Genomic DNA, 26,036 nt, shown 5'->3' with positions numbered 1-26,036 from the left:
CCTCGGGACCGGCAGCCCTCACCCCCCGTCCGGCTGCCGGTCCCGCTTTCCGCTTCCCATTTTTCCGCTTTTCAGCGACGCCTTCGGGTGTTCCCCATTCGCGCACCTCCCCCGCTCGCACACTTGAAAGGATCTGCATCATGGCTTTCGTGACCACCATCGACGGCACCCGCATTTTCTACCGCGACTTTGGACAGGGCCGCCCAATCGTCTTCTCGCACGGCTGGCCGCTCAGTTCGGACGCGTGGGACGGCACGATGCAGTTCCTTGCCAACAACGGTTTCCGCGTGATTGCGCATGACCGGCGCGGCCACGGCCGCTCGGACGCCAGCGCCACCGGCAACACCATGGATACTTATGCCGACGATCTGGCAGCGGTGATCCAGCATCTCGACCTTCACGACGCGATCCTTGTCGGCCACTCGACCGGCGGCGGCGAGATCACCCGCTACATCACCCGCCACGCGGCCTCTGACGGCACCGGCCGTGTCGCCAAGATGGTGCTGCTCGGCGCCGTCACCCCGCTGATGGGCGCCGTGAACGGCAATACCGACGGCGTGCCCATCGAAGTGGCCGACCGCGCCCGCAAGTGGCTGCTCGACAACCGCTCGCAGTTCTTCCTCGACTTTCCCGACGTGTTCTTCGGCATGCACCGCGGCGGCGGCGCGCCCCGCAGCGAAGGCTGGCGCATGGACTTCTGGAAGCAGGGCATGGCGGCCGACATCAATGCGCTCTACGCCTGTGTCGAGCAGTTCTGGGCCTCGGACTTCCGCGAGGAAATGAAGCACATCGAGATCCCCGCGCTCGTCATCCACGGCACCCGCGACGAAGTGGTTCCCTTCGAGACCACCGGCAAGCGTTCCGCCGAAATCCTGCCCAATGCCAAGCTCATCGCTTACGCCGATGCGCCGCACGGCTTCCCCAAGACGCATCAGGACCGTCTCAATGCGGACCTGCTCGCCTTCGCTCGCGATTGACGTGATCCAGCCTGACCCGACCGGAAAAGGAAATCGGCCATGAAGATGTACCTCCTCTCGCTCGGCGCCGGTCTCCTGGTCGGCGTGATCTATGGACTGCTGGGGGTGCGCTCACCCGCGCCCCCGGTGATCGCCCTTGTCGGCCTGCTCGGCATCCTGCTTGGCGAGCAAGTCGTGCCGCTCGCCAAGCGGTTGATCACGCACGAGGATATTGCCCACTTCGTCCGCACCGATTGCCGCGAACATGTGCTAGGCCGCCTGCCCGGCGACCGCGAAGACGCCTGAAATAGCTGAGAATTCCCGGAGTTTCCCCCCCAATGACTGACACTATCATCGTCAACGCCAAGATCACCACGCTTGACCGCGAGAACCCGCAGGCCGAAGCCGTGGCGATCCGCGACGGCAAGTTCCTGACCGTCGGCAGCGAGCAGGAGGTGCGCGCCGCCGCGCCGGAAGCCACCGTGATCGACGCCAAGGGGCACCGCCTGATCCCCGGCCTGATCGACAGTCACATGCACATCATTCGCGGCGGGCTGAACTTCAACATGGAGCTGCGCTGGGACGGCGTGACCAGCCTGTCCGAGGCGATGGCCATGCTCAAGGCGCAAGTCGACAAGACCCCCGCCCCGCAATGGGTGCGCGTGGTCGGCGGCTTTACCGAGCACCAGTTCGCCGAAAAGCGCCTGCCGACCATCGCGGAACTGAACGCGGTCGCGCCCGATACGCCGGTGTTCATCCTGCATCTCTACGACCGCGCGCTGCTGAACGCCGCCGCGCTGCGCGTCGTCGGCTATACCAAGGACACGCCCAATCCGCCGGGCGGCGAGATCGTGCGCGATGCCTCGGGCAACCCCACCGGCCTGCTGCTCGCCCAGCCCAATGCGACGATCCTCTATTCGACGCTCGCCAAGGGCCCCAAGCTGCCGCCCGAATATCAGATCAACTCCACCCGCCACTTCATGCGCGAAGTGAACGCGCTAGGCGTGACCGGCGTGATCGACGCGGGCGGCGGTTTCCAGAACTATCCTGATGACTACGACATCATCGAGAAGCTCCATGCCGAAGACCAGCTGACCGTACGCATTAGTTACAACCTCTTCACCCAGAAGCCGAAAGAGGAACTGGCGGACTTCTCCGGCTGGGTGAAGCAAGTCACGCCGGGCCAGGGCGACGACACCTACCGCCACAACGGCGCGGGCGAGATGCTGGTCTATTCCGCCGCCGACTTCGAGGACTTCCGCGTTGAACGCCCCAACATGCCGCCCAGCATGGAAGGCGATCTGGAACCGGTCATCCGCCTGCTCGCCGAGCATCGCTGGCCCTGGCGCCTCCACGCCACCTATGACGAGACCATCGGCCGCGCGCTCGACGTTTATGAAAAGGTCAACGCGGATATCCCGCTTCAAGGCATCAACTGGTTCTTCGACCACGCCGAGACCATTTCGGACCGCAATATCGACCGCATCGCCGCGCTTGGCGGCGGCATCGCCGTGCAGCACCGCATGGCCTATCAGGGCGAATACTTCGTCGAGCGTTACGGCGCCAAGGCCGCCGAACGCACGCCGCCGATCGCCCGGATGCTGGCTGCCGGCATCCCCGTGGGCGGCGGCACCGACGCTACCCGCGTTGCCAGCTACAACCCGTGGGTCTCGCTCTCGTGGCTTGTCACCGGGCGCACCGTGGGCGGCCTCTCGCTCTATCGCGGCGACAACCGCGTCAGCCGCGAGAAGGCGCTGCGCTTGTGGACGCACGAGAACACCTGGTTCTCGAACGAAGTGGGCAAGAAGGGCCAGATCAAGGCAGGCCAACTGGCCGACCTCGCGCTGCTCTCCGATGACTACTTCAGCGTGCCCGACAATGAGATCGTCCACATCCGCTCGATCCTGACCCTGCTCGGCGGCAAGGTGGTGCACGGTGAGGGCGACTATCGCCCGCTCGCCCCGCAGCTGCCGCGCCCGATGCCGGACTGGTCGCCGGTCGCCACGTTCGGCGGCTATTACCAGACGCCCGAAGCCAAGCAGAAGCTGGCCTCTGCCTGCGGCTGCGCCAGTTCCTGCGGCGTCCACGGCCACGACCACGCCGCCGCGCTGGGCGCCAATGTTCCTGCCGCCGATGTCCAGACTTTCTGGGGCTCGCTCGGCTGCGGCTGCTGGGCCGTCTGATCCAGCACGGCCCCTTCGGGCGAGGAGGGGCCGTGCCGCAACTATTCCATAATTTCGAACATATTAGTCGACATTATTCGGATCGATAGATCCTCGGTCACCGCCTAGACAGGTCTTGCGACAACGACCGAGCGGCACAGCCCTCCCCCATCGGAGCCACTGACATGAAACGCTTCACCCTGATCATCGCGACTGCCATGCTGGTCGCGAGCCCCACCCTCACGCCTGCCTTCGCCGCTCCCACGGCCGACTACTCGGTCGGTGCCCAGTACGACACCACGCACGTCTACGTGCCGCAGGACCAGTTCGACACGTTCGTCTCCAGCTTCGTCGCCACCTTCGGCGGCACCACCAGCAAGCAGGGCGAATTCCAGGTGACGCCGACCAAGAGCCTCACCAAGTCGCAGCTCGTGCTGACGCCGGCGGGCACCGTCTCGGTCTTCGGTTTCAAGACGCCGATCCCCTATCCGTTCGGTGACGAGCGCACCGGCTATCTGGTCACCGATCTCGACGCCGCCGTAAAGTCGGCCCAGAGCCATGGCGCGGTGCGCCGTCTGGAAACCTTCCCCGATCCGATCGGCCGGGATTCCGTGATCCAATGGCCGGGCGGCGTGAACATGCAGCTCTACTGGCACACCGCCAAGCCCAGCTACACCCCGCTCCAAACGGTGCCGGAAAACCGCATCTACCTGACCGCCGATGCCGCCGACACCTTCATCAAGAGCTGGACCGGCTTCGCCCACGCCAAAGTCACGGCCGATGACAAGGCTGCCTCCGGCGCCGAGATCGGCGAGCCCGGCAAGACCATCCGCCGCGTCTCTATAGACAGCGGCTACGGCAAGATGGTGGTCTACGTCTCCGACGGTCAACTGCCCTGGCCCTATGGCCGCGACATGACCGGCTATGCGGTGAGCGACCTTTCAGCGACGCTCGCCAAGGCTTCGGCGGCAGGCGTGGAAACGCTGGTCGCGCCTTACGATACAGGCAAGCGCCAATCCGCCATCGTGCGCTTCCCCGGCGGCTATATCGCCGAGATCCACTCGAACGAGGCGATCTGAGCCATGTCCGGCACCGGTACTCCAAAATTCGTCGCATCGGTGCTGGACTTCGCGCCGACCGGGTTCCTCGCCCGCCTCCTGCTGGTGGGCGCCTACCTCGTCGGCGGGGTTACCAAGCTCACCGACTGGCCCGGCGCGGTGGCGGAACAGGCCCACTTCGGCCTGACCCCGCCCGCGCTCTGGGCGGCGCTGACCATCGCGGTCGAACTGGTCGGTCCGCTGCTGATCCTGAGCGGCCGCCTCGTCTGGCTGGGCGTGGGGATGCTGGGCGTGTTCACATTCTTTGCCGCGCTGGTCGCCAATGCTTTCTGGACCATGCCAATGGGGCCGGAGCGCTTCGCCGCCACCAATGCCTTCTTCGAGCACATGGGGCTGGTGGGCGGATTTGTTCTCGTGGCGATCCTTGCGCACCGGGCGAAGCGAAGTGCCTGAATCGCAGGCACTGCCTTCCCCGGCTGTCCCTTCCCCCACTCCTTCCATTCCCTCGTCCCTCCCCCAACCCCCGCTCGTCCTGAGCTTGTCGAAGGACCACAGCGCAGCGCCAGCGTCCTTCGACAAGCTCAGGACGAGCGGGGGAGGATTTAATCCGATTGATTCAGGAGCCGTTCGATGAAGCGCCTCGCGCCGATCCATGCGGCAGCCATCATAGCCTTCGCGCCCACCCTCGCCCACGCCGAACCCACCGAAGCCTGGCAGGCCCCCACCCTCTCGATCACCCGCTACGACGAGGACTGGTCCGACCTCGCCGACGCCGAAAAGCGCGGCCACCACTGGACCGGCCCGTTCAAGTACATCCCCATCGGCGACGACGCATGGCTCTCCACCGGCATCGAACTGCGGGTGCGCAATGAGAACCTTGAGAACAACCTCTGGGGCAGCGCAGAAGCCCCGAACGACAGCTACGTCTGGTTCCGCGCGCTGCCTTATGCCGACCTCCACGTCGGCAAACTGCGCGCCTTCGTTCAGCCCATCGCCTCGACCTCGATCGGCGTCGCCCCCTCGCCGAGCCCGGTGGACGGCTCCGGCCTCGACCTGCTGCAAGGCTTTGCCGAAGCCGACCTCGGCCCCGTCACCCTGCGCGGCGGACGGCAGATGCTGTCGCTCGGCACCGAGCGGCTGATCGGCACGCGCTATGGCCCCAACGTACCGCTCGCCTTCGACGGCCTGCGGGCAGACGTAAAACTGGGCGCGGCCAAAGTGAGCCTGCTGGCATTCAAGCCCGTGCAGGCGCGCAAGGGCGATTTCAACGACCGCACTTCGCCCGACAAATCGCTGTGGGGCGCTTACGCCACGCTGCCGGGGCTCGACCTCTACTACCTCGGCTACCGCAACGACGCCGCGCATTGGGGCACTCGCGAAGGTACGGAAACCCGCCACAGCCTCGGCGCACGCTGGCACGGCACGCGGGACGACTGGCACTGGAATGTCGAGGGCGTCTACCAGTTCGGCCGCTTCGCAGATGGCCCGATCTCGGCCTGGACGCTGGGCAGCGAACTTGGCCATGCCTTCCCGGACGCCCCGATGGCGCCGGACCTGACGATGCGCGTCAACGTGGTGAGCGGCGACCAGGACAGGACCGACAACCGCCTCGGCACGTTCAACGCGCTGTTCCCCAAGGGCAAGTATTTCGGCGAGCTTTCGCCGGTCGGGCCCTACAACATCGTCAACGCCTATTCCTCGCTCGGCCTGCAAGTGGCGCCGGATCTCTCCGCCAGCCTCGCCGCGATGGCCTATTGGCGTCATTCGCGGGAGGACGGGATCTACGACATCCCGGGCAACCTGATCCGCGATGCCGGAGATAGCCGCGCCCGCTTCATCGGCAAGGAAGTGGAAGCCACCGTCGCGTGGCAGGCCACTGCCGAACTCGAACTTTCCGCCTCGCTGTCGGCCTTTGCGCCGGGCGCCTTCATCCGCGATACCGGGCCTGCGAAAACGATCCGCATGCTCGGCCTCGAAAGCAACTTCCGGTTTTAGGAACCCTTCCCGATGGACAAGCCTTCCTCTCCCCTTCCCGGCCTGTTGCTCTTGCTGTCGTCCACCACCGGCCTTGTCGATGCGGTGAGCGTGCTGGGGCTCGGCAAAGTCTTCACCGCCAATATGACCGGCAATATCGTGTTTCTTGGCTTTGCCGCAGCGGGCACGCCGGGCTTCTCGGTCGCGCCCTATCTGGTGGCGCTGGGCGCTTTCATCGGCGGCGCACTGATCGCCGGGCGCACCGGCAAGCTGCTCTCGCCGCGCCCCTTGCGCCACTGGCTCACATGGGCGGCGCTGATCGAGGCGACGCTGCTGTGGATCGCGGCCTGGGTGGCGCTGGGATACGATCCGGCGACGCTTTCGCCCAAGCCCGCGCTCTATGCAGTAATCGCACTGACCGCGATCGCCATGGGCTTTCGCAATGCGACGATCCGCCAGCTCAAGGTGCCGGACCTCACGACCACGGTGCTGACGCTCACGATCACCGGCATCGCCGCCGATTCCCGCATGGCCGGCGGCACCGCGCCTAATCTCGTGCGACGGTTGGCCGCGATCTTCGCGATCTTCGCAGGAGCGGCGGTCGGCGCCGTCATGGTGATGCGCTTTGGCCTCTCGGCACCGCTGGCGCTTGCGGGCGTGGTCGTGTTCGTCGCAACTCTTGCCTGCGTGCGCCATCCGGCAGCAGCCCACCCGCACGTCGCCTGAATATCTTTTCTATTTTCCAGAACATATCAAACAAACTTATCGGGATTTTCCGAAAAACGATTTCCCCGCATAACCGGTCCATCGAAGGACGCTGGATGAGGAAAGACCGGCGCCCATAACTGCAAAGTAGGGAAATCCGCCATGAACACCGCAACCCAGACCTTCACTTCCGAAACCACCGAAGCTCCGCTGGTCCGCGCCCTGCCGCTCGTCGGCCGCGTGCTGATCGCTGCCATTTTCGTGCTCTCGGGCCTCTCCAAGCTGGCCGCTCCGGCCGCAACGACTGCCTATATCGCATCGGTCAGCCTGCCTTTCCCGACACTGGCACTGGCCGGCGCGGTACTGGTCGAAGTGGTCGGCGGACTGCTGCTGATCTCCGGCTATCGCCTGCGCACGATCGCAGCGGTGCTTGCGGTCTTCAGCCTCGTCACCGCCGCCTTCTTCCACAACAACTTCGCCGACCAGAACCAGTTCATCCACTTCTTCAAGAACGTGGCGATGGCCGGCGGCCTGTTGCAGATCGTCGCCTTCGGTAAGGGCCGCATCTGAGCCTTACCATTCCCGGCAAACCGAAGGGGCGGATCCGACAGGGTCCGCCCCTTTCGCATGTGCCTTCCCCTCGGCAGCGGGAACGTCTATCCGGGGCGCGCGACTACAAGAACTGACAGCCCTGCGCGTGACTTTGCCCTCTCCCGGAGCCGGCCTCGAAGCGGCATTCCTCGCGCATCGCGATGCGTTGCTGCGCTTTCTGCGCGCGCGCGGCGCGGGCGATGCGGCGGAAGACCTGCTGCACGAAGTCTGGCTGCGGATCGCCGCCAGCCGCCCCGGCCCCATCGCCAATCCGCTGGGCTATCTCATGCGCATGGCGGACATGCTGATGATCGACCGCTACCGCTCGCAGCGACAGGCCGACAAGCGCGACCGCGACTGGACCGAGGTCCATGCCGATACCGCCACCGGCATTGCCGCCGATCCCTCGCCCGAGCGCCGCGTCGCCGCCGCGCAGGAGGCGGCCGAAGTCATCGCGCTGCTCGACGGGCTTGGCCCGCGCGTGGCCGCGGCCTTTCGCCGCCACCGCATAGACGGCATGGCGCAGCGCGATGTCGCGGCGGAACTGGGCGTCAGCCTCAGCACGGTGGAAAGCGACTTGCGACTTGCCTATCGCGCGCTCGGCGAATGGAAGGAACGACGCGATGAGGCTTGAGCCGAACGTCTCCGTCAATGCCGCAGGAGGACTGCGCGATGGCGAATGACGACATGATCCGCGACGCCGCCGCACGCTGGGCGGTGCTGACCGGAGAGCCCGGCTTCGACGATTGGGAAGGCTTCATGCAATGGCTGGAAGCCGATCCCGCGCACGGGCGCGCTTACGACGCGGTGAACCTTGCCGTGGCCGAGGCGGCCGAACTTGCCGTCGCCGCCCCCGCGAACGACGCCTGGATCCATGCCGAGCCCCCCGCCGCCCGGCCCACTCGCCGGATCTGGCTGGGCAGCGCGATTGCCGCCTCGCTGGCCTTGGTAGGCGGCGTCTGGTTCTGGCAGACCCATTCGCGCGAGATCTATTCGCTGGAAACCGCGCCGGGGCAGATGCGCACGGTCGAACTCGAGAGCGGCACCCGCATAGACCTTGCCGGCGGCACGGTGGTCCGGCTGGACCGCAAGGACCCGCGCTTTGCGGTGCTCGACAAGGGGCAGGCGCTGTTCACCGTGCGCCATGATGCGGCGCGCCCGTTCCATGTCGAGGCGGGCGAGGCCACGCTGGTGGACCTCGGCACCGTGTTCGAGGTGTCGCGCGACGACGCCCGGCTCAGCGTCGGCGTGGCCGAAGGCGCGGTAGGCTACAACCCCAAGGCCGAGAACTTGCGCCTCGCACCCGGAGACCGGCTCATCGCCGACGCAGGCAGCGTAAAGGTCGGCCATGTCCCCCCGCGCGAAGTGGGTGAGTGGCGCGAGGGCCGCCTGACTTTCGACGCCGCCCCGCTTTCCGAAGTCGCCGCAAGGCTGAGCCGCGCGACCGGCATTGCCTTCGCCGCGCAGCCGGGTTCCGATGCCCCCGTCTCGGGCTCGATCCTTGTCACGCCGATCCATGACGATCCGCAGATGATCGGCGCCCTTCTGGGGCTACAGGTCCGCCACGAGGGCCAGGTCTGGACGATCGGCAAGCCCTGAAACCATGCGCCGCGCGTTCCTGCTCTGCCTGACGGCGCTTGCCGTGCCGCTGCCCGTCGCTGCGCAAGCGCCGGGGCAACCGGCAATTGTGGCGACGCGCGAAGGGACCGCGAGCGACGCGGCCATCGAACTCGCGCGGCAGACCGGCACCAGCATCGTCATCGCCGATCCCCGGCTCGCCAGCCGCCGCATCCCGGCCCTGCGCGGACGGATGGAAGCGCATGAGGCCGTTGCCCGCCTCGCCCGTGCGGCCGGCGCCCGCGCGGTATCTGCGGGCCGAGGCGCATGGCGGCTCGATCTCGCGCCCGAACCGCGCCGCGTCATTGCCGAAACGCCGCCCGCCAAACCGGCACCGGTCCATCGCCCGGAGCCCGAGTCCGCACCGCAGCCCATCGTCGTCACCGCCACCAAGCGCGACTTGCGGCTCGATCAGGTCCCCTCGCAAGTCACCATCCTTGGCGGCGAGAGCCTGACGGCAGGCGGCGTCGGCGGCAGCGAGAAGATCGTGCGCCGCCTTGCCACGGTCGCCTCCACCCAGCTTGGCAGCGGGCGCAACAAGCTGTTCATTCGCGGCATCGCCGATTCCAGCTTCACCGGGCCGACACAGGCGACCGTGGGGCAATACATCGGCGACATGCGCCTCACCTACAACGCGCCCGATCCGGACCTTCGGCTTTCGGACCTTGCCCGCGTCGAAGTGCTGGAGGGACCGCAGGGCACGCTTTACGGCGCCGGATCGCTGGGCGGGATCATCCGCCTCGTACCCAATCCTCCCGTGTTCGACACGACCGGCGGCTCGATCATCCTGGGCGGCGCGCTCACGCAGCACGGCGCGCCTTCCACCGATCTCAGCGCCACCGTGAACCTGCCCGTGGTCACCGATACCGCCGCCTTCCGCGCCACGTTCGATACGGCCAGCTACGGCGGCTATATCGACAAGCCGCTGATGGGGCGCAAGAACGTCAACCGCACCGATGTCCTCGGCGGCCGCGCCGCGCTGCGCGTAAGGGTGGCACCGGACTGGACCGTTGACGTCATGGGCCTTGCCCAGTCGATCGACGCGGCGGACAGCCAATATGCCGATCGCGGCGGCGCGCCGCTGGAGAATTCCGCCCGCGTGCGCGAAGGATCGGATGCCGACTATGCGCTGGGCCAACTGGTCGTCGCCGGGCGGATCGGCGGGCTGGAACTGCGCTCGACCACCGGGGCCGTGCGCCAGAACCTCCACGAACGCTATGACGCAGGCACGCCCGACGGCCCGCCGCGCCTGTTCGAGCAGGACAACGCCACGCGCATGATCGCGCACGAGACGCGGCTGTGGCAGCCCGAGCGCCATGGCTTCGGCTGGCTGGTCGGCGCCAGCTACACCCGCAACCGCACCACTCTGACGCGCGAATTCGAGGAACAGACCTTCCGCAGCAGCGCGACCGGGGTGCGCAATACCGTGGACGAATTCACGCTCTACGGCGAGGCGAGCCTGCATCTGACGGGTCCCTTCACGGCCACGGCCGGGGGCCGCTTCACCCACGCCCGGCTGGGCGGCGACGGAGAGGATCTTTCACCGCTGGTGGCGCTGGCCATGGCCGCCCGGAACACGACCGCCCAGCGCACCTTCACCGCGTTCCTGCCTGCGCTGGCGCTCCACGCCGCGTTCTCCGGCGAGGACCAGTTCTACATGCGCTATCAGGAAGGCTTCCGCCCCGGCGGCTTCGCCATCGAGAGCGACTATGTGCGCCGCTTCCGCAACGACCGTACCGGCACCGTGGAAATGGGCGCCCGCCACGGCCGCGCGGGGGTGAGCCCGTTCGACCTAGCAGTCAGCCTGTCCTACACCCGCTGGCGCGACATCCAGGCCGACTTCACCGACAGCGCGGGTCTGCCCAGCACCGCCAATATCGGCGATGGGCGCGTCTGGTCGGCCAGCGTCTCAGCCGGGGTGAAACTGGTGGAGGGACTGCGCTTCGAGGCGGGCGCGGCGTTCAACCGCAGCCGGATCGACAAGCCCGAGCCGGGTGCGGAGATGAAGTACTTCTACGCGGCGGCGACAGTGCAGGCCTTGCAGATGCAGGTGCCCAATATCGCCCGCTTCGCCGGACGCGCTGCGCTGGCGTGGAACCACGACCTGGACGGCGATCTTGCGATTTCGGGCAATGCCTGGGCCAGCTACCTCGGCAAGTCGCGGCTCGGGATCGGGCCGGACCTCGGCATGTTGCAGGGCGATTATTTCGACAGCGGATTCGACCTTCGTCTCGGCACGCCGGGATACGGGGTGACATTGAGCGTCACCAACCTTGCCGACGAGCGCGGCAACCGCTTCGCACTGGGCACCCCGCTCGCCACTGGGCGCGAGCAAGTGACGCCGCTGCGCCCGCGCACGGTGCGGCTGGGCTTCGACGCGAAGTTTTGAGGTCGCGCCGATAGCCGCATAACGAGGCGGTATTCGCCAAACCGGCCCCGACCAAACTGACCTTGGCCAAAACGGCCTTGGCCAAATCGCCATTCGCTAAACCACCCTGCGCCAAACAACACTCCGTCGCCCCCGCGAAGGCGGGGGCCCCGCTTCCTTTTCGCCCAGCCGCAAGAACAAGCGGGGTCCCCGCCTTCGCGGGGACGACGAGGTCTGGGAGGCCAAGTTAGAGCGAAATCCGCGCGCCCGAAATTATTTTCAAGGCCCCGCCGCAGGGCCTCCGTCTTCCCCTTCGAGATCGATCTGAAGGGACGAAGATGCCTCGCTACCTATTTGCCTCCACTGCGCTGCTTGCCGTGGCGACGGCCGCGCATGCGGAAGATGTGTCGACCAAGAAGACCACGCCCCTCCTCACCTCCACCATCAAGAACGGCGCCGCAGATGCCATCAATGTGACCAAGGACGGCTCGGTCGTGCTCTCGTCGGGCACGGCGATCACGATGGACAGCAGCAACGGCGTTACCAATGCCGGTGCTCTGGCAGTCGGCAATGCCGACGGCGCCATCGGCATCCGCGCGCTCGCGGGCACCAGCGGCGATATCGTCAACACCGGCACGATCACCGTGGACGAGCCCTATACCGCGACCGATACCGACAAGGACGGCGACCTCGACGGGCCTTTCGCGCTCGGCTCGAACCGCACCGGCATCCGCGTTGACGGCGATCGCACCGGCAAGCTCACCCAGAGCGGCACGATCACGGTCGAAGGCAATCATTCGGCGGGCATCTCGCTGGGCGGCACCCTCAACGGTGCGTTCACGCATGACGGCACGACAAACGTCCTTGGCGACAATTCGGTCGGCATCGAAACCGGCGCGATCAACGGCAGTGTGCGGCTTGCAGGCTCGGTCACGGCGCAGGGCGCCAACTCGGTCGGCGCGCACTTCGGCGGCGATGTGACCGGGGCCATGATCGTGCAGGGCAACATCGCCTCGACCGGCTATCGCTATACCACCGCCCCCGCCGATCCCTCGAAGCTCGACGCCGACGACCTGCTGCAAGGCGGCTCGGCACTGGTGATCGGCGGCAATGTCACCGGCGGCATCGTGCTCGCCGTGCCGCCCAAGGACAGCGATCCCAACAAGGCCGACGAAGACGGCGACGGCATTGACGACGCCAAGGAAGGCTCGGCCAAGGTCGTCACTTACGGCAAGGCACCCGCCATGGTGATCGGCGCAGCAGATCGCGACATCGCCATCGGCGCGGTAGCCGGCACAGCCAGCGGCTTCGGCCTCCAGATCGAGGGCGGGATCGAAGGCAACGGCGTCTACACCGGGATCGACGGCAATGGCCTCGCCATCGGCGGCCTTGGCGGCAAGGTCACCGTGGCCAACGGCATCGGCGTGACCGGTTCGGTCACCGCCACCTCGAAGGACGCCGCCGCCACCGCGATCCGCCTCGGCGCGGGCGCCAGCACGCCGCAGATCCTGAATGGCGGCACCATCTCGGCCACCAGCGGCAACACCGCCGCCTCGATCGCCACCGCCGTAAAGGTCGAGGCCGGTGCCAGCCTGCCCGCCCTGCGCAACTCGGGCACGATCAAGGCGGTCGTGGGCGAGACCGGCACCGCCGTAGCCATCGGCGACGCCAGCGGTACCCTCAACCTGATCGAGAACAGCGGCACGATCTCCGCTACCGGCGCCAAGGCCGACAGCGGCCGCAATGTCGCCATCGATCTTTCGGCGAACACCAGCGGCGTCACCATCCGCCAGACGCAAGTCGCATCGGGCTTCGCCGCCCCCGCCATCACCGGCGACGTGCGCCTCGGCAGCGGCAACGACACCTTCTCCATCGCCGACGGCACTATGTCCGGCAATGTCACGTTAGGTGGCGGCAATGACACGCTAGCGCTCTCGGGCGACGCGGTGCAGACAGGCAACGTCACGTTCGGTTCGGGCAGCGACACGATGACCCTTGCGGGCACGTCCCGCTACACCGGAACTACGGATTTCGGCGGCGGCGCGGACACCCTGACGCTGGCCGATACCGCCGTGTTCTCCGGCGCGCTCGCCAATGCCGGCGCGCTGACGGTCAAGGTTTCGGGCGGCACGCTGGACGTCAACAAGCCGGCCTCGATCGGCTCGCTCGATGTCGGCGCGGGCGGCGTTCTGGCGGTAACGCTGGACAAGGCGGCGGGCCTTGGCTCCGCCTACACCGTGGCCGGAACCGCCGCTTTCGCGGACGGTGCCAAGCTCTCGATCCGCCTTGCCGATGTCTCGACCGCCGAGGGCAGCTATCAGGTCCTGACCGCCGGCACGCTGACCGGCCGCGACAAGCTCAAGGCCGCGACGGACCTTGTCCCCTTCATGTTCAAGGCCTCGCTGGACGAGGACGCACCCGCGAACGTGATCGTCGTCGACGTGGCCCGCCGCACGGTGGCGGAACTCGGCCTCAACCGCTCGCAGGCCACGGCCTATGACGCAGTCTTCGCCGCACTCGGCAAGGACGACGCTATCGAAAAGGTATTCCTTGGCGTGACCGACGGCGACACCTTCCGCGAGAAAGTCGCCCAGATGCTGCCCGATCACGCGGGCGGCGCGTTCGAGGGCATCAGCCTTGGCACCCGCACGCTCACGCGCCAGCTTCAAGACCCTCAGGGCCCGGTATTCGGCGATTCCCGTTTCACCACGCGCCTGAACCTCTCGTTCTGGGGCAGCGACAAGAACGCGGGCGCCACCGCCGCCTACAACCTTCAGGGCTACGCCATGTCGCTGGGCGGCGAATACGCGACCGATGTGGGCTATTTCGGCGGCACGTTCTCCTACCTTTGGAACCGCTACACGCGCGGTCCGGCGAGCGAGATCAAGTCGAACTCGTGGGAATTCGCAGGCCACTGGCGCGGCCAGAGCGGCCCGCTGGCGGGCTATGCTCGCGCCTCGGTCGGCCTTGGCAGCTATGACAGCGCGCGCAAGTTCAGCGGCACGACCGGCAGCGAAACCGTCAACCGCACGATCGACGGCAACTGGAACGGCAACTTCGTTACCTTCGCGGGCGGCGCTTCGTGGGAGGGCGGCGGCAAGTACCTCTACTTCCGCCCGAATGTCTCGGTCGATTACGTCCGCCTCAAGGAAGACGGCTATACCGAGACCGGCGGCGGCAAGGCGCTGGACCTCACCGTGGCCTCGCGCACCAGCGACGAACTGGGCGTCAACGGCGCGATGACCGTGGGCGTGGACTTCATGACCGCGGCGGGCCGCGACGATAACTGGTTCCGCATGGAAACCGAGGGCGGCTGGCGCGAGATCGTCAGCGGCGGCCTTGGCGCAACCACCGCGCATTTCGACGGCGGGCAGGACTTCCGCCTCGAAGGCGACGACGCGACGAGCGGCTGGTTCGCGCGCCTGCGTGCCATCGGCGGCACCGTGGGCCTGACGATGCTGGGCGAACTCTCGGCCGAGGATCGCCACGGCCATACCAATCTTGCCCTGCGCGGCTCGGTGGCGATCGGCTTCTAAGCCCCTCGCCATCGTGCCGCCGCGGCGCGCCGACGTCATCCCCACCCCTGCGTCGGCGCGCCGCACCCTTTTCGCTTTTTTCTCCTGATCGGGCCGGTTTACAGCCCGTCGCCAATGGCCGATGCTGCCCCTCCCCCCGATTGGAACGAGGCAAGGCGATGGGCAAGCTGGTCGACGGCGTTTGGCAGGATGTCTGGTACGATACGAAATCGACCGGCGGCCGCTATGTGCGCAAGGACTCCTCTTTCCGCGACTGGGTGACCGCCGATGGCGCGCCCACGCAGGAAGGCGGACGCGGCTTCAAAGCCGAGGCCGGACGCTATCACCTCTACGTCAGCCTTGCCTGTCCATGGGCCCACCGCACGTTGATCATGCGCGCGCTCAAAGGGCTGGAGGCGATGATCGACGTCTCGGTGGTCAACTGGCTGATGCTGGAGCGCGGCTGGACGTTCGATCCGGCGCCGGGCGTCGTGCCGGACAGCGTCAATCACGCGCGCAATCTCTATGAGGTCTACGTCAAGGCGGACCCCGCCTACACCGGCCGGGTGACCGTGCCGATCCTGTGGGACAAGCAGACGGGGACGATCGTCAACAACGAATCCTCCGAGATCATCCGCATGCTCAACTCGGCGTTCGACGGCCTCGGCGCCAAGGCGGGCGATTACTATCCGCAAGCCCTGCGCGCGGAGATCGATGCGGTGAATGCGCGCGTCTACGACACCGTCAACAACGGCGTCTACAAGGCCGGTTTTGCCACATCGCAGGAACCCTACGAGGATGCGGTGGGCCCGCTTTTCGACAGTCTGGACTGGCTGGAAGAGCGCCTATCACGCAGCCGCTTCCTTGTCGGCGAGGCCATGACCGAGGCGGACATCCGCCTGTTCACCACGCTCATCCGCTTCGATGCGGTCTATGTCGGCCACTTCAAATGCAACCTGCGCCGGATCGCCGACTATCCGAACCTGCAAGGGTTCCTGCGCGATATGTACCAGACCCCGGGCGTGGCGGGCACGGTGAACTTCCAGCACATCAAGGGGCATTACTACCAGAGCCACCGCACCATCAATCCGACCGGGATCGTGCCGGTGGGGCCGATTCTGGACCTCGATACACCGCATGGGCGGGGGTGAGCGGGCCCCTCTACTTTGGCACTTCGGAGGGAACTCGAATCGCCCACCCTCTCGTCATTGCGAGCCTAGCGAAGCAATCCAGGGGCGTGCCAAGCCGCTCTGGATTGCTTCGCTGCGCTCGCAATGACGAGGGTTATTCGGGTTTTCCGCCGAGCGGTGCGGGTATGGCGTGCCCCGTATCACCCCTTCGCCGCATCCGTCAGGTAAGCGCGCGGCTTCACGTCGCGCATGGCAAGAGTGGTAGTGAAATGACGCACACCCGGCAACCTGCGCAGGCGGTTGCGCAGCAGGTCGTCCAGTTCGGGAACACCCGCCGTGGCGACTTGCAGGAGGTAGTCGAAATCCCCCACCGTCGCATGACACGCGAGCACCGCAGGTTCGTCCTGCACCGCGCTTTCGAAGGCCTCATGCCGGTCGAACTCGATCGAGACCTGCACGAAGGCACTCGTCGAAAGCCCGATACCCGCCGGATCGATCACCGCGCGGTAGCCGGCGATCACGCCTGCTTTCTCCATCGCCTGCACCCGTTTCCAGCTCGGCGTCTTGGAGACCCCCGCCACTTCGCCAAGGCTGGCGAAGGAAAGCCGCGCGTCGTGCTCCAGAGCGCGGAGCAGGCGCATATCGACGGGATCGAGGTCGGGCATGGAACGATTGTTCTCCAGAATTATCAAATCTCCTTATTCCGTTCCCCGAACGCCCGCAATCGCCGTCCAATCAAGACCAATGTTTCGCCCGTAGACTGCTATCGTCCTCGTTCTTGCATAAGGGGAGAGGTCATGGATCGCGCCAAGGTTTACGAACAGCTCGGGGCGCCCGCCGCGCTCGATTATGAGGTCTATCTGAAGACCGACAGCCTGCTCGCCTGCCAGAAACCGTGGGACGCGCTGTGCAATGCCGACGAGTTGCAGTTCCAGATCGTCCATCAGGTCGAGGAACTCTGGATGAAGCTGATCGCCTCGACCGTGCTCGATATCGACGAGTGCATCGCCGCGAAGCAGGCCCTGCGCGCCAATACGCTGCTCGGTCGCTGCCACCGGCTGATGCGGCTGATGACGGCCCAGCTCGACCTGCTGGAAACGATGTCCCCGCGCGAATATCAGGAAATCCGGCTTCAGCTCGGCAATGGCAGTGGGCAGGAATCGCCCGGTTTCCGCGTGCTGCTGCGCATCGTTCCCGAACTGTGGCACACGTTCGACAAGGCCTACGTTTCCGGCGCCGGCCGCACCGTGCGCGAGATCTACGATCAGGGCTTCGCGCATGACGAGGCCTATGTGCTCGCCGAAGCGCTGATCGAGCTGGACGAGCTGTTCGGCAAGTTCCGCTGGCACCACATCTTCCTGATCCACCGTTCCATCGGCATGGGCTCCGCCTCACTCAAGGGCCGCTCGGTCGATCTCTTGCAGGCAGGCGCGAAGCACCGCTTCTTCCCCGCGCTCTGGGACGTGCGCGTGGAAATGACCGACGACTGGGGCCACGATTACGGCCGCGTGCGAGACAGCATCGGGAAAGCCGACGCGGCATGACCGAAACGTGCGACCTGTTCCATCTGCCCGAGGGCGGGCCTTATCTGCTCGCCCATTCGGTCGGCTGTCTGCCGCGCTCGGCGGGTCCGGCGCTGGAAGCTGGCATGCTCGCCCCGTGGCGCACGGCTGGCGGCGATGCCTGGGCGAACTGGCTGGACACCATCGAGGGCTTCCGTTCTGCCGTGGCCGCATTGCTGGGCGTCGATGCCGCAACGATAGCTCCGCAGACGAGCGTTTCGGCGGCGCTGTTCACGCTGCTTTCGGGTCTGCGCCCGGAGCCCGGCAAAGGCGTGGTGCTATTGAGCGAACAGGCCTTCCCAACGGTCGGCTTCGTGCTCGCGCCGCTGGCCGGCCTCGGGCTGACGCCGCGCTTTATCCCCGCGCATGAGGATCCCTCCGATCCCGCGACGTGGGAACGCCATTGCGACGGCTCAGTCGCCGCGATCATCGCCATGCATGTCCATTCGAACAGCGGGCTAGTCTCTCCGATTACCGAGATCGCCGCGCTGGCCCGCAAGCACGGCGCGCTCTCCATCGTCGATGTCGCGCAGTCCGCCGGAATCCTGCCCATTGCCGCGCGCGAATGGGGGGTCGATGCGATGATCGGTTCCTGCGTGAAGTGGCTCTGTGGCGGCCCCGGCGCGGCCTATCTTCATGTGCAGGCAGAGCGGATTCCTGCGCTTGAACCGCTCGACGTTGGCTGGTTCGCGCACGAGACCCCCTTCGCCTTCAATATCCGCGACTTCCGCTACGCATCCGACGCGCGGCGCTTTCAGGGCGGCACGCCCTCGGTCGCTCCCTTCGCGGTGGCCGCCGAGGGCATCCGCACCGTGCTGGCAATCGGACAGCACGCACTGCTGGCGAACAACCGCGCCTGCATCGCCGCCTTCGAGGAGGAAGCCGGGCAATCGCTCGACTGGAGCGAGCGAGGCGGAACGCTGTGCCTCACCTGCAACGATCCGACCGTTGCAACGCAGGCGCTCCGCGCAGCCGGCTTCGCGCACGATTTCCGCGGGGCGATCCTGCGCGCCTCGTTCCACGGCTGGAACCGGCCGGAGGAAGCCCGGGCATTTGCGCGCACCCTGTGTGAGGCGGGAGTTGCCTTAACCCCCGCCCGCTGATCTCAGGCGCGCTGGCTGCCGCGCCGGATCGCGTAGTGCACCGTGTAGCCCATGTGGTCGGAGAGCATCGAACCATCGGGCTCGGTGCCGAACGGGATCTCGATCCCCACCGGCATCAGCCGCGCGGGGCTGCCGTCGAACGTGAACTGCATGTCGCGGGCCTTGTGGCGGATCCACTGCGCATCGGTGAGCCGCGCCATCCCGCTGGGATCGGCGTCAAACCGACGGCTCAGGGCATCCTCGCGCTCGGCGCCCGGCACTTTGTCGAGCGCGCCGTGAAGCATCGCGATCCGGTCCGGCCGCTGGCCCTGATTGAAGTCTCCGGCCAGAATCGTCGGCACGCCATCGGCGCGTGAGCGGGCCAGTACATTGCTCAGGAAGGCCGCCTGCTGCGCATAGGCCGCGTCGCTGCGCTGCGAACTCGTGCCCGAAGCCTTGCGGCAATTGAGGTGCGTGGTCGCCACCCGCACCGTGCCGCCGCCGGGCAATGCAAGCTCGGCCACCAACACGCCCTTGGCGGCAAGGCAGTCATAGCCCGCGCAGGCCACTGCCGGGAATGCCGCACGCTCGGCGCGGCGGATCGGCAGGTCGGACATCACCACCAGACCGCTATCGACATGGGCCTCGCCGGTTTCGCCCAAGGTCCATGCCCGCGTCGCCGCCTGATCCTCATTCGGCGCCGGGCGGCCTTGCGGGCCCGTGGCCACGAACGCATATCCGGCCTCGCGCGCAATCGCCTTGGCTTCGGGAATGAAGGCTTCCTGCAAGACCACGACCTGCGGCTGGCGGCCCATCCGACGCAATTGCGCCAAACGCTGGCCGATTGCCGCCAGCGCCTCCGGACGCCCGCTCGCCAGCGGCCAGGGCAGGCCCTTGACGTTATAAGTCATGACCGAAAGATCGCCGCGCATCCCGGTCGGAAGCGGGTTTACCGTGATCGGCAGTGCGACGGCCGGCTGGCTGAGGAACGCGTCCAACACCAGCCCCGCCACAATCGCCATCGCGAAGAGCATTGCTGCCACATACGCCCTGCTCGTCCGTGCTCTACGGTTCTTCGTTGCCTCAAGAGTAGTCTGCGCCCCCGCAGATTCCCCCGGACCGGTATATTCCAACATCGTCGCTCCCCACATTCGGGTTTCCGCCCGCGTGCGCGCTAGACCACCGGCTTGACGACGTGATGATGAAACGGCGTCAGTTCGGTTACGCCCTCGCACTCGCGAGCCGCAAACCCATGACGTCGCCGCTGCCGCTTATCCGGAGTGATCCGGAGAGCGGCGCGGAATTTATCGGGTGAGTACCGGAGGCACCCGGCTGGCGACCATTTCGGTGCTCTTGCGCTCGATCGACCAGAGCACACGGTTTTCGCCCTGCTCCCAGCCGATAGCCTGTCCATCGGTGGGCAGTGCGATCGTCGTCACGTGCTCCAGCACGCCGCTTCTGGTGGGAACCCGCAGGACGTACATCTCCGGTCGGTCGTGGCCGGTCACATAGAGCAGCCCATCGTCGCCCCAGGCCCCGCCCGAGGCGCTGCGCGGAGAGAACCGCTCCAGCACGCTGTCGGGGAACGTCCAGACCCCGGTCTCACGCAGCTTGTCGTCAAGGCGGACCAGCGTGGTGTAACGATGATCGCGGCCCGGCTCGCCGCCATTGCCGTCGTAATTGGCATAGCAGGCGTACCATGCGCCGCCATGACGGCTCACCCATGTCAGCGAACCGTGCCCGTGGCCAAGCGACTCCGTGCGGCGCAGTTCCAGCGTTGTCGCATCGAACCAGAGCACTTCGCTGCTCATCGGCACATGCGGATAGTTCGACGCTGCGCAGACCAGATCGCGGCCATTGAGTTCGCAGGAATTGATATGCGGAAACCGGGCCGGATCGCCCTCCCAGTGGGCCACGCGCTTGCCCGTGTTCGCGTCGTATCGACCGATCGCGTGATTATCGATCGCATAGACCGAACCGTGCCCGGCCGTCGCGCCCTGCCGCGCTTCCTCGGCGGGTATACGGCGCAGCTCCGTGGCGGCGAGCGGCGGTTTAGGAACTTGGGGAGCCGAAGTCAGCGCGGCAGCGAGAAGAAGAAACATGCTCATCAGAATTTCGCCTGCATGCCAGCATAGACCGTTCGGCCATAGCGGTCGTTGGGAATAGTCCAGTCGCGCATGGCACCGGGGTAAAGGCGGACAGGTTCGTCGGTCAAGTTGCGTCCCGGCAGGAACAGGCCGCCCGCCACCTTCCGATAATTCAGTCAGATGACGGATCGATCACCGTTTGATGATGGTTCAACGACAGTCCTTCGCCGGAGCGCATGGGAACCCCGCCCCTTCTGACGGCTTATCCCGGCGAAAGGACTGATCTCGCCGAAAGGACTGGGCAATGGCCGCACGCGCATATTGGCAGGGACAGATCAGGCTCGCGCTCGTCTCGATCGCCGTCGAGGTCTATCCGGCAACGCGGTCGGGCGCCGCGATCCAGTTCCACCAGATCCACGAGCCCAGCGGCAAGCGTATCCGCTACGAGAAAGTCGCCCCCGGCATCGGCCCGGTCGACCGCGACGAGATCCTCAAGGGCTACGAAATCTCGAAAGGCAGCTACGTGCTGCTGGACGAACAGGAGATCGAAGCGGTCAGGATCGAGAGCCGTCGCACGCTGGAACTCGTCCAGTTCGTGGCGGCCGACGAGATCGACGTGCTCTATTACGAAAAGCCCTACTTCGTGGTCCCCGCCGACGATCTGGCCGAGGAAGCCTATGCGGTTCTCCGCGAGGCGCTGCGCACCAGCCGCAAGGTCGGGATCGGCCAGCTTGCGGTGCGCGGGCGCGAGCAACTGGTCTCGCTCAAGCCCTGCGGGCGCGGCATGGTGCTCGAAGTGCTGCGCTATGCCGATGAAGTGCTCAAGGCGCAGAACTATTTCCGCGACGTGGGCGATGCCAAGCCCGACAAGGACCTGCTGGAGCTGGCCACCACCCTGATCGACAAGAAGACCGCGCCATTCGATGCGAGCGAATTCCACGACCGCTATGTCGATGCGCTGCACCGGTTGATCGACAAGAAGGCCAAGGCGAAATCGAACAAGCGCGTGCTCGAGGATGTCGAGGAGCCCGCCAGTGGCGGCAAGGGCAACGTGATCGACCTGATGGCGGCGCTGCGCAAATCGGTGGGCGATAGTGGCAGCACCGCGAAGAAGGCGCCCGCCAAGAAGACCGCCTCCCCGCGCAGCCGCAAGCGAGCCTGAGCCATGGCGGCGCGCAAGGCCCCTTCAGATCCCCTCGCCAGCTACAACGCCAAACGCGATTTCGCGAAAACGGCCGAGCCTGCGGGCAAGCGCGGGGCTAGTGACAAAGGCAATCTCTTCATCGTCCAGAAGCACGCGGCGCGGCGGCTGCACTGGGACTTTCGGCTGGAAGTGGACGGCGTGCTCAAGTCCTGGGCGGTGACGCGGGGCCCGAGCGCCGATCCCGATGACAAGCGGCTTGCCGTGCGCACCGAGGATCATCCGCTGGCCTATGGCGGGTTCGAAGGGCGTATTCCCAAAGGCGAATATGGCGGCGGTACGGTGATGCTCTGGGACCGGGGGATCTGGGAGCCGATTGAAGGCAAGAGCGCCAAGGATCTGGACGAGGGACATCTCCATTTCCGGCTCCATGGCCAGCGCATGCAGGGCGAATGGCTGCTGGTGCGCATGAAAGGCAAGCCCGGCGAAAAGCGCGAGAACTGGCTGCTGCGCAAAGTGGCGGACGGCCACGACGTTGCTGGCGACGAACTGGTCGAGAAAGGGCTGACCAGCGTGCTCACGGGCCGCACCATGGCCGAGATCGAGGCTGACAAGGCAGGCACGCAATCGCTCGCGGGCAAGCACGGCGCGGACTTTGCCAAGACAATGGCAGAGGCGGCAAGGCATACCGACAACAAGGCCAGATCGCGTGCCCAGCCGAATACCAAGTCCGCCCGCGCCGCCCCGCTTCCGAAATTCCGCAAGCTCCAACTCGCAACGCTCGTAGATGCGGTTCCCGCAGGCAATCTCTGGATGCATGAGATCAAGTTCGACGGCTATCGCGCGCTCTTCGCCGTCTCGGGCGGGAGCGTTGCGGTCTACACGCGCAGCGGACTCGACTGGACGGACAAGTTCGGGCCGCTCGCCAAGGCCATGGGTGCGCTGGACCTGCCACCGTGCCTGATCGACGGCGAGATCATCGCGCGCGGCCAGCACGGCAATCCGGACTTTTCGGCGCTACAGGCGGTTCTCAAGCGCGGCCACGGTGCGCAAGGGGAAAGCGACGCGCTGGAATTCCACGCCTTCGACCTCCTCGAACTGGATGGCGAAGATCTGGCGCCTCGCACGCAAATCGAACGCAAGGAACGGCTCGAAGCCCTGCTTGCCGACGCGCAGTCACCGATCTTCGTGGCCGATCACCTGATCGGTGGAGGCGAAAAGCTCTACCAGGCGATGTGCGAGACCGGACAGGAAGGCGTGATCGCCAAGCGCATCGACGCGCCATACCTCGGGCGCAGAACGCGCGGCTGGGTCAAAGTGAAGTGCTCGCGCCGGCAGGAATTCGTGGTGGTCGGCTGGTCGCGCTCACGCGCCAAGGGGCGCCCGTTTTCCTCGCTCCTGCTGGGGGAATATGAAGGCAAGCATCTGGTCTATCGCGGCAAGGTCGGCACCGGGTTCGACGGGGCGCTGCTGGACGACATCGCCGCCCGGCTGGCCAGACTGGAGCGCAAGTCTGCCGCGCTGGAAGTGGACAAGGCGGACGCGCGCGGCGCCAGCTGGGTGACGCCGAAGCTCGTGGCCGAAGTAGCCTTTGCGGAGCTGACCGCCGAAGGCCGCGTGCGCCACGCCAGCTTCGTCGGCCTGCGGAGCGATAAGACGGCACCAGAGGTCACGGAGGAAAAGGCACGGCCCATGCCCAAGGCGAAACCGGCAATCGCAATCACCAACCGCGACCGCGTGATCTTTCCCGAAAGCGGCCGCACCAAGGGCCAGCTGGCCGACTACTATGTCGACATCGCCCCTTTCATGCTGCCGTTTGCCGCCAGCCGTCCGGTCAGTCTCGTGCGCTGTCCGCAAGGGCGCGCCAAGGCCTGCTTCTTCCAGAAGCACGACAGCGGCGCTTTTGGCCCGCACGTGCACCACGTGCCGATCCGCGAAAAGGACGGAGGCTCCGAGGACTACCTCTACATCGACGATGCCGACGGCCTTCTGACATGCGTGCAGATGGGCACGATCGAGTTCCACGGCTGGGGCGCCCGCGCCGATGCCGTGGAGAAGCCCGACCGGATGGTCTTCGACCTCGACCCCGACGAGGGTCTCGATTTCGCCGATTGCCGCAAGGCCGCGCAGGAAATTCGCCGCCAGCTTGCCGATTTGGGGCTGGTTAGCTTCGCGATGCTCTCGGGCGGCAAGGGCGTGCACGTGGTCGTCCCGCTGGATCCCGACCATGACTGGGACGCCCACAAGGACTTTTCCCAGCGCTTCGCACAGGCCATGAGCCAGGCGCATCCGGATCGCTACGTCGCCACCATGAGCAAGGCAAAGCGCAAGGGGCGGATCTTCATCGACTGGCTGCGCAATCAGCGCGGCAGTACAGCCGTGCTGCCCTATTCTGCCCGCGCCCGTGCCGGAGCGCCCATAGCCGTGCCGATCGACTGGGACGAGCTTGGCGACATGAAGGACGCCCACCCCTTCTCGATAGACGACGCGCAAAAGCTTCTGGAGCGCGCGAAAACCCTGCGCGGCTGGGGTTTCGCGGCGCAGAAGCTGCCGGAATTCTGACGCGAAATCGCACCTTCGCGCGCACCGAAAGCCCGCACCATGGCTTCCGATCAGCTTCAGCCGATGATGTGATCTGGTTCTGGCGGAACGGCGATGTTGCCTTGCAGGCATCCTCCCTTCCACTGTCTGGAAGGGCGCGTCTCGCTCGCATCTCCCTGTCTCGTTCAGACGCCGTCGTTGATTGCGGCGCCCGTCAGTCGCTTAAGCGTTATCCCGAAGCTTACCTGGCGATCAGCGCGGAGATGCGGTGCGAGAACGGATGACCCGGGGTCGCCCCACGCCCAACTTGCGTGAACATCCCCTCTTCAAGCAGCGAAAGTCGCTCCTCAAGCAGGGGTACATCCTCACCCTTGCGGACATCCATATGGACGTGAAGCTTGCCGTTGAAATCGAGGGTAATGGCCGCCGCTTCCGGAAATTCGGCATGAAGCAGGCCAAGGATTTCATCGAGTTGACTGGTCAAGCTTTTTGCGTCGGACTGTGCAGGAAGTGCGCCGCCGTCGATCGAATATATACGTGCATCTTTTGACATAAGCCAAAGGACCCCTGTTCTGCTGCACAAACCACTTTAACTGATTTCCCTTAAGGGAGAACGCTATATTTTGGCTAAGACCAAAGATTTTTTCCCAAACTCGCAAGCGGCTGGCGGGGTTGGAGGATTTGGCCATCTCCTACGTAACAATCCGCGACTCGGAACGGTTCCCTGTCCCAAAATGGAAAACTCAGGCCCGCTGCGCCATCACGACGGCGCGGTTCTGACGGTTCGCTTCGAACCGGGCGAGATCGGGATCGCCAGACAGAATCGCGGCGATGATCCGCCTGCGCCCATCGCGCCAGTTCTCCACCCCGATCCCCGCGACATCGGTCACCGTACCGCCTTCCAGAGCGGCATGGTGGAGCGTTACCCGCGTTAACATCTCGAACAACGGGCGGCGCACCATCTGGAACAGCAGTTCCTGAAACGCTTCCTCGAAGCGCCCGAACTCCGCCATGTCGCGGCACTGCCCGGCCTCCTCCCCCAGCGCCTTCAGCCGCGCCCGCAACGATGCGCTGGTGCAGCCCGCCGCCGCCGTCGCCAGTTCGGTGAACAGCAGCGAGGTCATGTCGAGCGCTTCCTCATAGCCCGCCGGATTCATGCGCATGTAGGAAGAGAGCGCGCGTTCGAGCGCGGCATCGTCCGGCCGAGCGCCGTAGTAACCGCCGCCGGGCCCGCGCCGCACTTCCAGTAGGCCCTCGTGTTCCAGCACGCGCGCGGCCTGCTGAAGCGTCACGATGCCCACTTCCAGTTCGCGCGCCAATTCGTGCAGCGAGCCGAGCAGCGTGCCCGGCGCCTGCGCGAAGATCCGCTCACGCAGGGTTCCCGCCGTGCGCGCCACCAGATTGGTGCCCTTGCGCCGTCCCGCCGTTCCGGCCATCGCACTCTCCATTAATAAGCACATTATTATCGATTTCGGGCTATTTTCACCCAAAATTCGGTGAAATCAAGTCAATTGACCGCTCATATTTGCCTCAATACCCTTCGCCTC

General features: G+C 66.1%; 22 protein-coding genes. 17 read left to right on the top strand and 5 right to left on the bottom strand.

Features of this window, described 5'->3' with window-relative positions; genetic code table 11:
• Positions 1-140: 140 nt before the first annotated feature.
• The 13 genes from AC1VVK_RS16550 (at position 141) to AC1VVK_RS16490 (ending at position 16,097) form a co-directional block, all read left to right on the top strand.
• On the top strand, positions 141-977 hold the full coding sequence (locus tag AC1VVK_RS16550; RefSeq protein WP_482903832.1) for an alpha/beta fold hydrolase: 837 nt from the start codon (positions 141-143) through the stop codon (positions 975-977).
• 39 nt (positions 978-1,016) lie between these two features.
• Positions 1,017-1,262, top strand: a complete 246-nt coding sequence (locus tag AC1VVK_RS16545; protein WP_482903831.1) for a DUF1427 family protein — start codon at positions 1,017-1,019, stop codon at positions 1,260-1,262.
• A 32-nt stretch (positions 1,263-1,294) separates the two neighbouring features.
• Positions 1,295-3,139, top strand: a complete 1,845-nt coding sequence (locus AC1VVK_RS16540) for an amidohydrolase (protein WP_482903830.1) — start codon at positions 1,295-1,297, stop codon at positions 3,137-3,139.
• A gap of 164 nt (positions 3,140-3,303) precedes the next feature.
• Complete coding sequence (locus AC1VVK_RS16535) at positions 3,304-4,197, top strand: glyoxalase (RefSeq protein ID WP_482903829.1); 894 nt, start codon at positions 3,304-3,306, stop codon at positions 4,195-4,197.
• Between the two features lie 3 nt (positions 4,198-4,200).
• Entirely contained in the window at positions 4,201-4,629 is a 429-nt protein-coding gene (locus AC1VVK_RS16530) for a DoxX family protein (protein ID WP_482903828.1), read from the top strand.
• Positions 4,630-4,806: 177 nt separating this feature from the next.
• A complete protein-coding gene (locus AC1VVK_RS16525) occupies positions 4,807-6,171 on the top strand; it encodes an alginate export family protein (RefSeq protein ID WP_482903827.1) in 1,365 nt (454 codons plus the stop codon).
• A gap of 12 nt (positions 6,172-6,183) precedes the next feature.
• Positions 6,184-6,876, top strand: a complete 693-nt coding sequence (locus AC1VVK_RS16520) for a YoaK family protein (RefSeq protein WP_482903826.1) — start codon at positions 6,184-6,186, stop codon at positions 6,874-6,876.
• Positions 6,877-7,017: 141 nt separating this feature from the next.
• A complete protein-coding gene (locus AC1VVK_RS16515; protein WP_482903825.1) occupies positions 7,018-7,425 on the top strand; it encodes a DoxX family protein in 408 nt (135 codons plus the stop codon).
• Between the two features lie 127 nt (positions 7,426-7,552).
• A complete protein-coding gene (locus tag AC1VVK_RS16510; protein WP_482903824.1) occupies positions 7,553-8,080 on the top strand; it encodes an RNA polymerase sigma factor in 528 nt (175 codons plus the stop codon).
• Positions 8,081-8,118: 38 nt separating this feature from the next.
• Entirely contained in the window at positions 8,119-9,045 is a 927-nt protein-coding gene (locus AC1VVK_RS16505) for a FecR family protein (RefSeq protein ID WP_482903823.1), read from the top strand.
• A 4-nt stretch (positions 9,046-9,049) separates the two neighbouring features.
• Positions 9,050-11,452, top strand: coding sequence for a TonB-dependent receptor (locus tag AC1VVK_RS16500; RefSeq protein ID WP_482903822.1), 2,403 nt, complete (start codon positions 9,050-9,052; stop codon positions 11,450-11,452).
• Positions 11,453-11,769: 317 nt separating this feature from the next.
• Complete coding sequence (locus tag AC1VVK_RS16495; RefSeq protein ID WP_482903821.1) at positions 11,770-14,967, top strand: autotransporter outer membrane beta-barrel domain-containing protein; 3,198 nt, start codon at positions 11,770-11,772, stop codon at positions 14,965-14,967.
• A gap of 158 nt (positions 14,968-15,125) precedes the next feature.
• On the top strand, positions 15,126-16,097 hold the full coding sequence (locus tag AC1VVK_RS16490) for a glutathione S-transferase family protein (protein ID WP_482903820.1): 972 nt from the start codon (positions 15,126-15,128) through the stop codon (positions 16,095-16,097).
• 179 nt (positions 16,098-16,276) lie between these two features.
• Here AC1VVK_RS16490 and AC1VVK_RS16485 read toward each other — a convergent pair whose 3' ends face one another.
• A complete protein-coding gene (locus tag AC1VVK_RS16485; protein WP_132384998.1) occupies positions 16,277-16,741 on the bottom strand; it encodes an Lrp/AsnC family transcriptional regulator in 465 nt (154 codons plus the stop codon).
• A 132-nt stretch (positions 16,742-16,873) separates the two neighbouring features.
• On the opposite strand from AC1VVK_RS16485, the gene AC1VVK_RS16480 reads away from it, so the two are divergent.
• Together AC1VVK_RS16480 and AC1VVK_RS16475 are read left to right on the top strand one after the other, a co-directional pair.
• Positions 16,874-17,620: a tryptophan 2,3-dioxygenase family protein gene (locus AC1VVK_RS16480; protein ID WP_482903819.1), complete on the top strand. Its 747-nt coding sequence runs from the start codon at positions 16,874-16,876 to the stop codon at positions 17,618-17,620.
• Positions 17,617-18,741: an aminotransferase class V-fold PLP-dependent enzyme gene (locus AC1VVK_RS16475; RefSeq protein WP_482903818.1), complete on the top strand. Its 1,125-nt coding sequence runs from the start codon at positions 17,617-17,619 to the stop codon at positions 18,739-18,741. Before AC1VVK_RS16480 ends, AC1VVK_RS16475 begins: the two co-directional genes overlap by 4 nt.
• Before the next feature lie 2 nt (positions 18,742-18,743).
• On the opposite strand, the gene AC1VVK_RS16470 is transcribed toward AC1VVK_RS16475, so the two are convergent.
• Both AC1VVK_RS16470 and AC1VVK_RS16465 read right to left on the bottom strand, forming a co-directional pair.
• The gene (locus tag AC1VVK_RS16470; RefSeq protein WP_482905187.1) at positions 18,744-19,754 is read right to left on the bottom strand and encodes an endonuclease/exonuclease/phosphatase family protein; all 1,011 of its coding nucleotides are present in this window, start codon (positions 19,752-19,754) and stop codon (positions 18,744-18,746) included.
• Positions 19,755-20,024: 270 nt separating this feature from the next.
• Positions 20,025-20,828 carry a hypothetical protein gene (locus AC1VVK_RS16465; RefSeq protein WP_482903817.1) on the bottom strand — a complete coding sequence of 268 codons (804 nt, stop codon included), beginning with the start codon at positions 20,826-20,828 and terminating at the stop codon, positions 20,025-20,027.
• 283 nt (positions 20,829-21,111) lie between these two features.
• Between AC1VVK_RS16465 and ku the strand changes: the two genes are divergently transcribed.
• Positions 21,112-21,969, top strand: a complete 858-nt coding sequence (ku, locus tag AC1VVK_RS16460; RefSeq protein WP_482903816.1) for a non-homologous end joining protein Ku — start codon at positions 21,112-21,114, stop codon at positions 21,967-21,969.
• Between the two features lie 3 nt (positions 21,970-21,972).
• The gene (ligD, locus tag AC1VVK_RS16455; RefSeq protein WP_482903815.1) at positions 21,973-24,510 is read left to right on the top strand and encodes a DNA ligase D; all 2,538 of its coding nucleotides are present in this window, start codon (positions 21,973-21,975) and stop codon (positions 24,508-24,510) included.
• Positions 24,511-24,730: 220 nt separating this feature from the next.
• Here ligD and AC1VVK_RS16450 read toward each other — a convergent pair whose 3' ends face one another.
• A complete protein-coding gene (locus AC1VVK_RS16450) occupies positions 24,731-24,973 on the bottom strand; it encodes a hypothetical protein (RefSeq protein ID WP_482903814.1) in 243 nt (80 codons plus the stop codon).
• A gap of 259 nt (positions 24,974-25,232) precedes the next feature.
• The gene (locus AC1VVK_RS16445; RefSeq protein WP_482903813.1) at positions 25,233-25,925 is read right to left on the bottom strand and encodes a FadR/GntR family transcriptional regulator; all 693 of its coding nucleotides are present in this window, start codon (positions 25,923-25,925) and stop codon (positions 25,233-25,235) included.
• Positions 25,926-26,036 lie beyond the last annotated feature (111 nt).

The organism is Novosphingobium sp. BL-S-32, assembly GCF_056857055.1.
Note: the sequence above shows the minus strand (reverse complement) of the source record. Positions and strands in the feature narration are given on the sequence as shown.

What these genes read in the sequence shown, in the direction of transcription:
- AC1VVK_RS16550 (WP_482903832.1), top strand. Translation starts at nt 141, where the DNA reads ATGGCTTTCGTGACCACCATCGACGGCACCCGCATTTTCTACCGCGAC.
- AC1VVK_RS16545 (WP_482903831.1), top strand. Translation starts at nt 1,017, where the DNA reads ATGAAGATGTACCTCCTCTCGCTCGGCGCCGGTCTCCTGGTCGGCGTG.
- AC1VVK_RS16540 (WP_482903830.1), top strand. Translation starts at nt 1,295, where the DNA reads ATGACTGACACTATCATCGTCAACGCCAAGATCACCACGCTTGACCGC.
- AC1VVK_RS16535 (WP_482903829.1), top strand. Translation starts at nt 3,304, where the DNA reads ATGAAACGCTTCACCCTGATCATCGCGACTGCCATGCTGGTCGCGAGC.
- AC1VVK_RS16530 (WP_482903828.1), top strand. Translation starts at nt 4,201, where the DNA reads ATGTCCGGCACCGGTACTCCAAAATTCGTCGCATCGGTGCTGGACTTC.
- AC1VVK_RS16525 (WP_482903827.1), top strand. Translation starts at nt 4,807, where the DNA reads ATGAAGCGCCTCGCGCCGATCCATGCGGCAGCCATCATAGCCTTCGCG.
- AC1VVK_RS16520 (WP_482903826.1), top strand. Translation starts at nt 6,184, where the DNA reads ATGGACAAGCCTTCCTCTCCCCTTCCCGGCCTGTTGCTCTTGCTGTCG.
- AC1VVK_RS16515 (WP_482903825.1), top strand. Translation starts at nt 7,018, where the DNA reads ATGAACACCGCAACCCAGACCTTCACTTCCGAAACCACCGAAGCTCCG.
- AC1VVK_RS16505 (WP_482903823.1), top strand. Translation starts at nt 8,119, where the DNA reads ATGGCGAATGACGACATGATCCGCGACGCCGCCGCACGCTGGGCGGTG.
- AC1VVK_RS16500 (WP_482903822.1), top strand. Translation starts at nt 9,050, where the DNA reads ATGCGCCGCGCGTTCCTGCTCTGCCTGACGGCGCTTGCCGTGCCGCTG.
- AC1VVK_RS16495 (WP_482903821.1), top strand. Translation starts at nt 11,770, where the DNA reads ATGCCTCGCTACCTATTTGCCTCCACTGCGCTGCTTGCCGTGGCGACG.
- AC1VVK_RS16490 (WP_482903820.1), top strand. Translation starts at nt 15,126, where the DNA reads ATGGGCAAGCTGGTCGACGGCGTTTGGCAGGATGTCTGGTACGATACG.
- AC1VVK_RS16485 (WP_132384998.1), bottom strand. Translation starts at nt 16,741, where the DNA reads ATGCCCGACCTCGATCCCGTCGATATGCGCCTGCTCCGCGCTCTGGAG.
- AC1VVK_RS16480 (WP_482903819.1), top strand. Translation starts at nt 16,874, where the DNA reads ATGGATCGCGCCAAGGTTTACGAACAGCTCGGGGCGCCCGCCGCGCTC.
- AC1VVK_RS16475 (WP_482903818.1), top strand. Translation starts at nt 17,617, where the DNA reads ATGACCGAAACGTGCGACCTGTTCCATCTGCCCGAGGGCGGGCCTTAT.
- AC1VVK_RS16470 (WP_482905187.1), bottom strand. Translation starts at nt 19,754, where the DNA reads ATGCTCTTCGCGATGGCGATTGTGGCGGGGCTGGTGTTGGACGCGTTC.
- AC1VVK_RS16465 (WP_482903817.1), bottom strand. Translation starts at nt 20,828, where the DNA reads ATGAGCATGTTTCTTCTTCTCGCTGCCGCGCTGACTTCGGCTCCCCAA.
- ku (WP_482903816.1), top strand. Translation starts at nt 21,112, where the DNA reads ATGGCCGCACGCGCATATTGGCAGGGACAGATCAGGCTCGCGCTCGTC.
- ligD (WP_482903815.1), top strand. Translation starts at nt 21,973, where the DNA reads ATGGCGGCGCGCAAGGCCCCTTCAGATCCCCTCGCCAGCTACAACGCC.
- AC1VVK_RS16445 (WP_482903813.1), bottom strand. Translation starts at nt 25,925, where the DNA reads ATGGCCGGAACGGCGGGACGGCGCAAGGGCACCAATCTGGTGGCGCGC.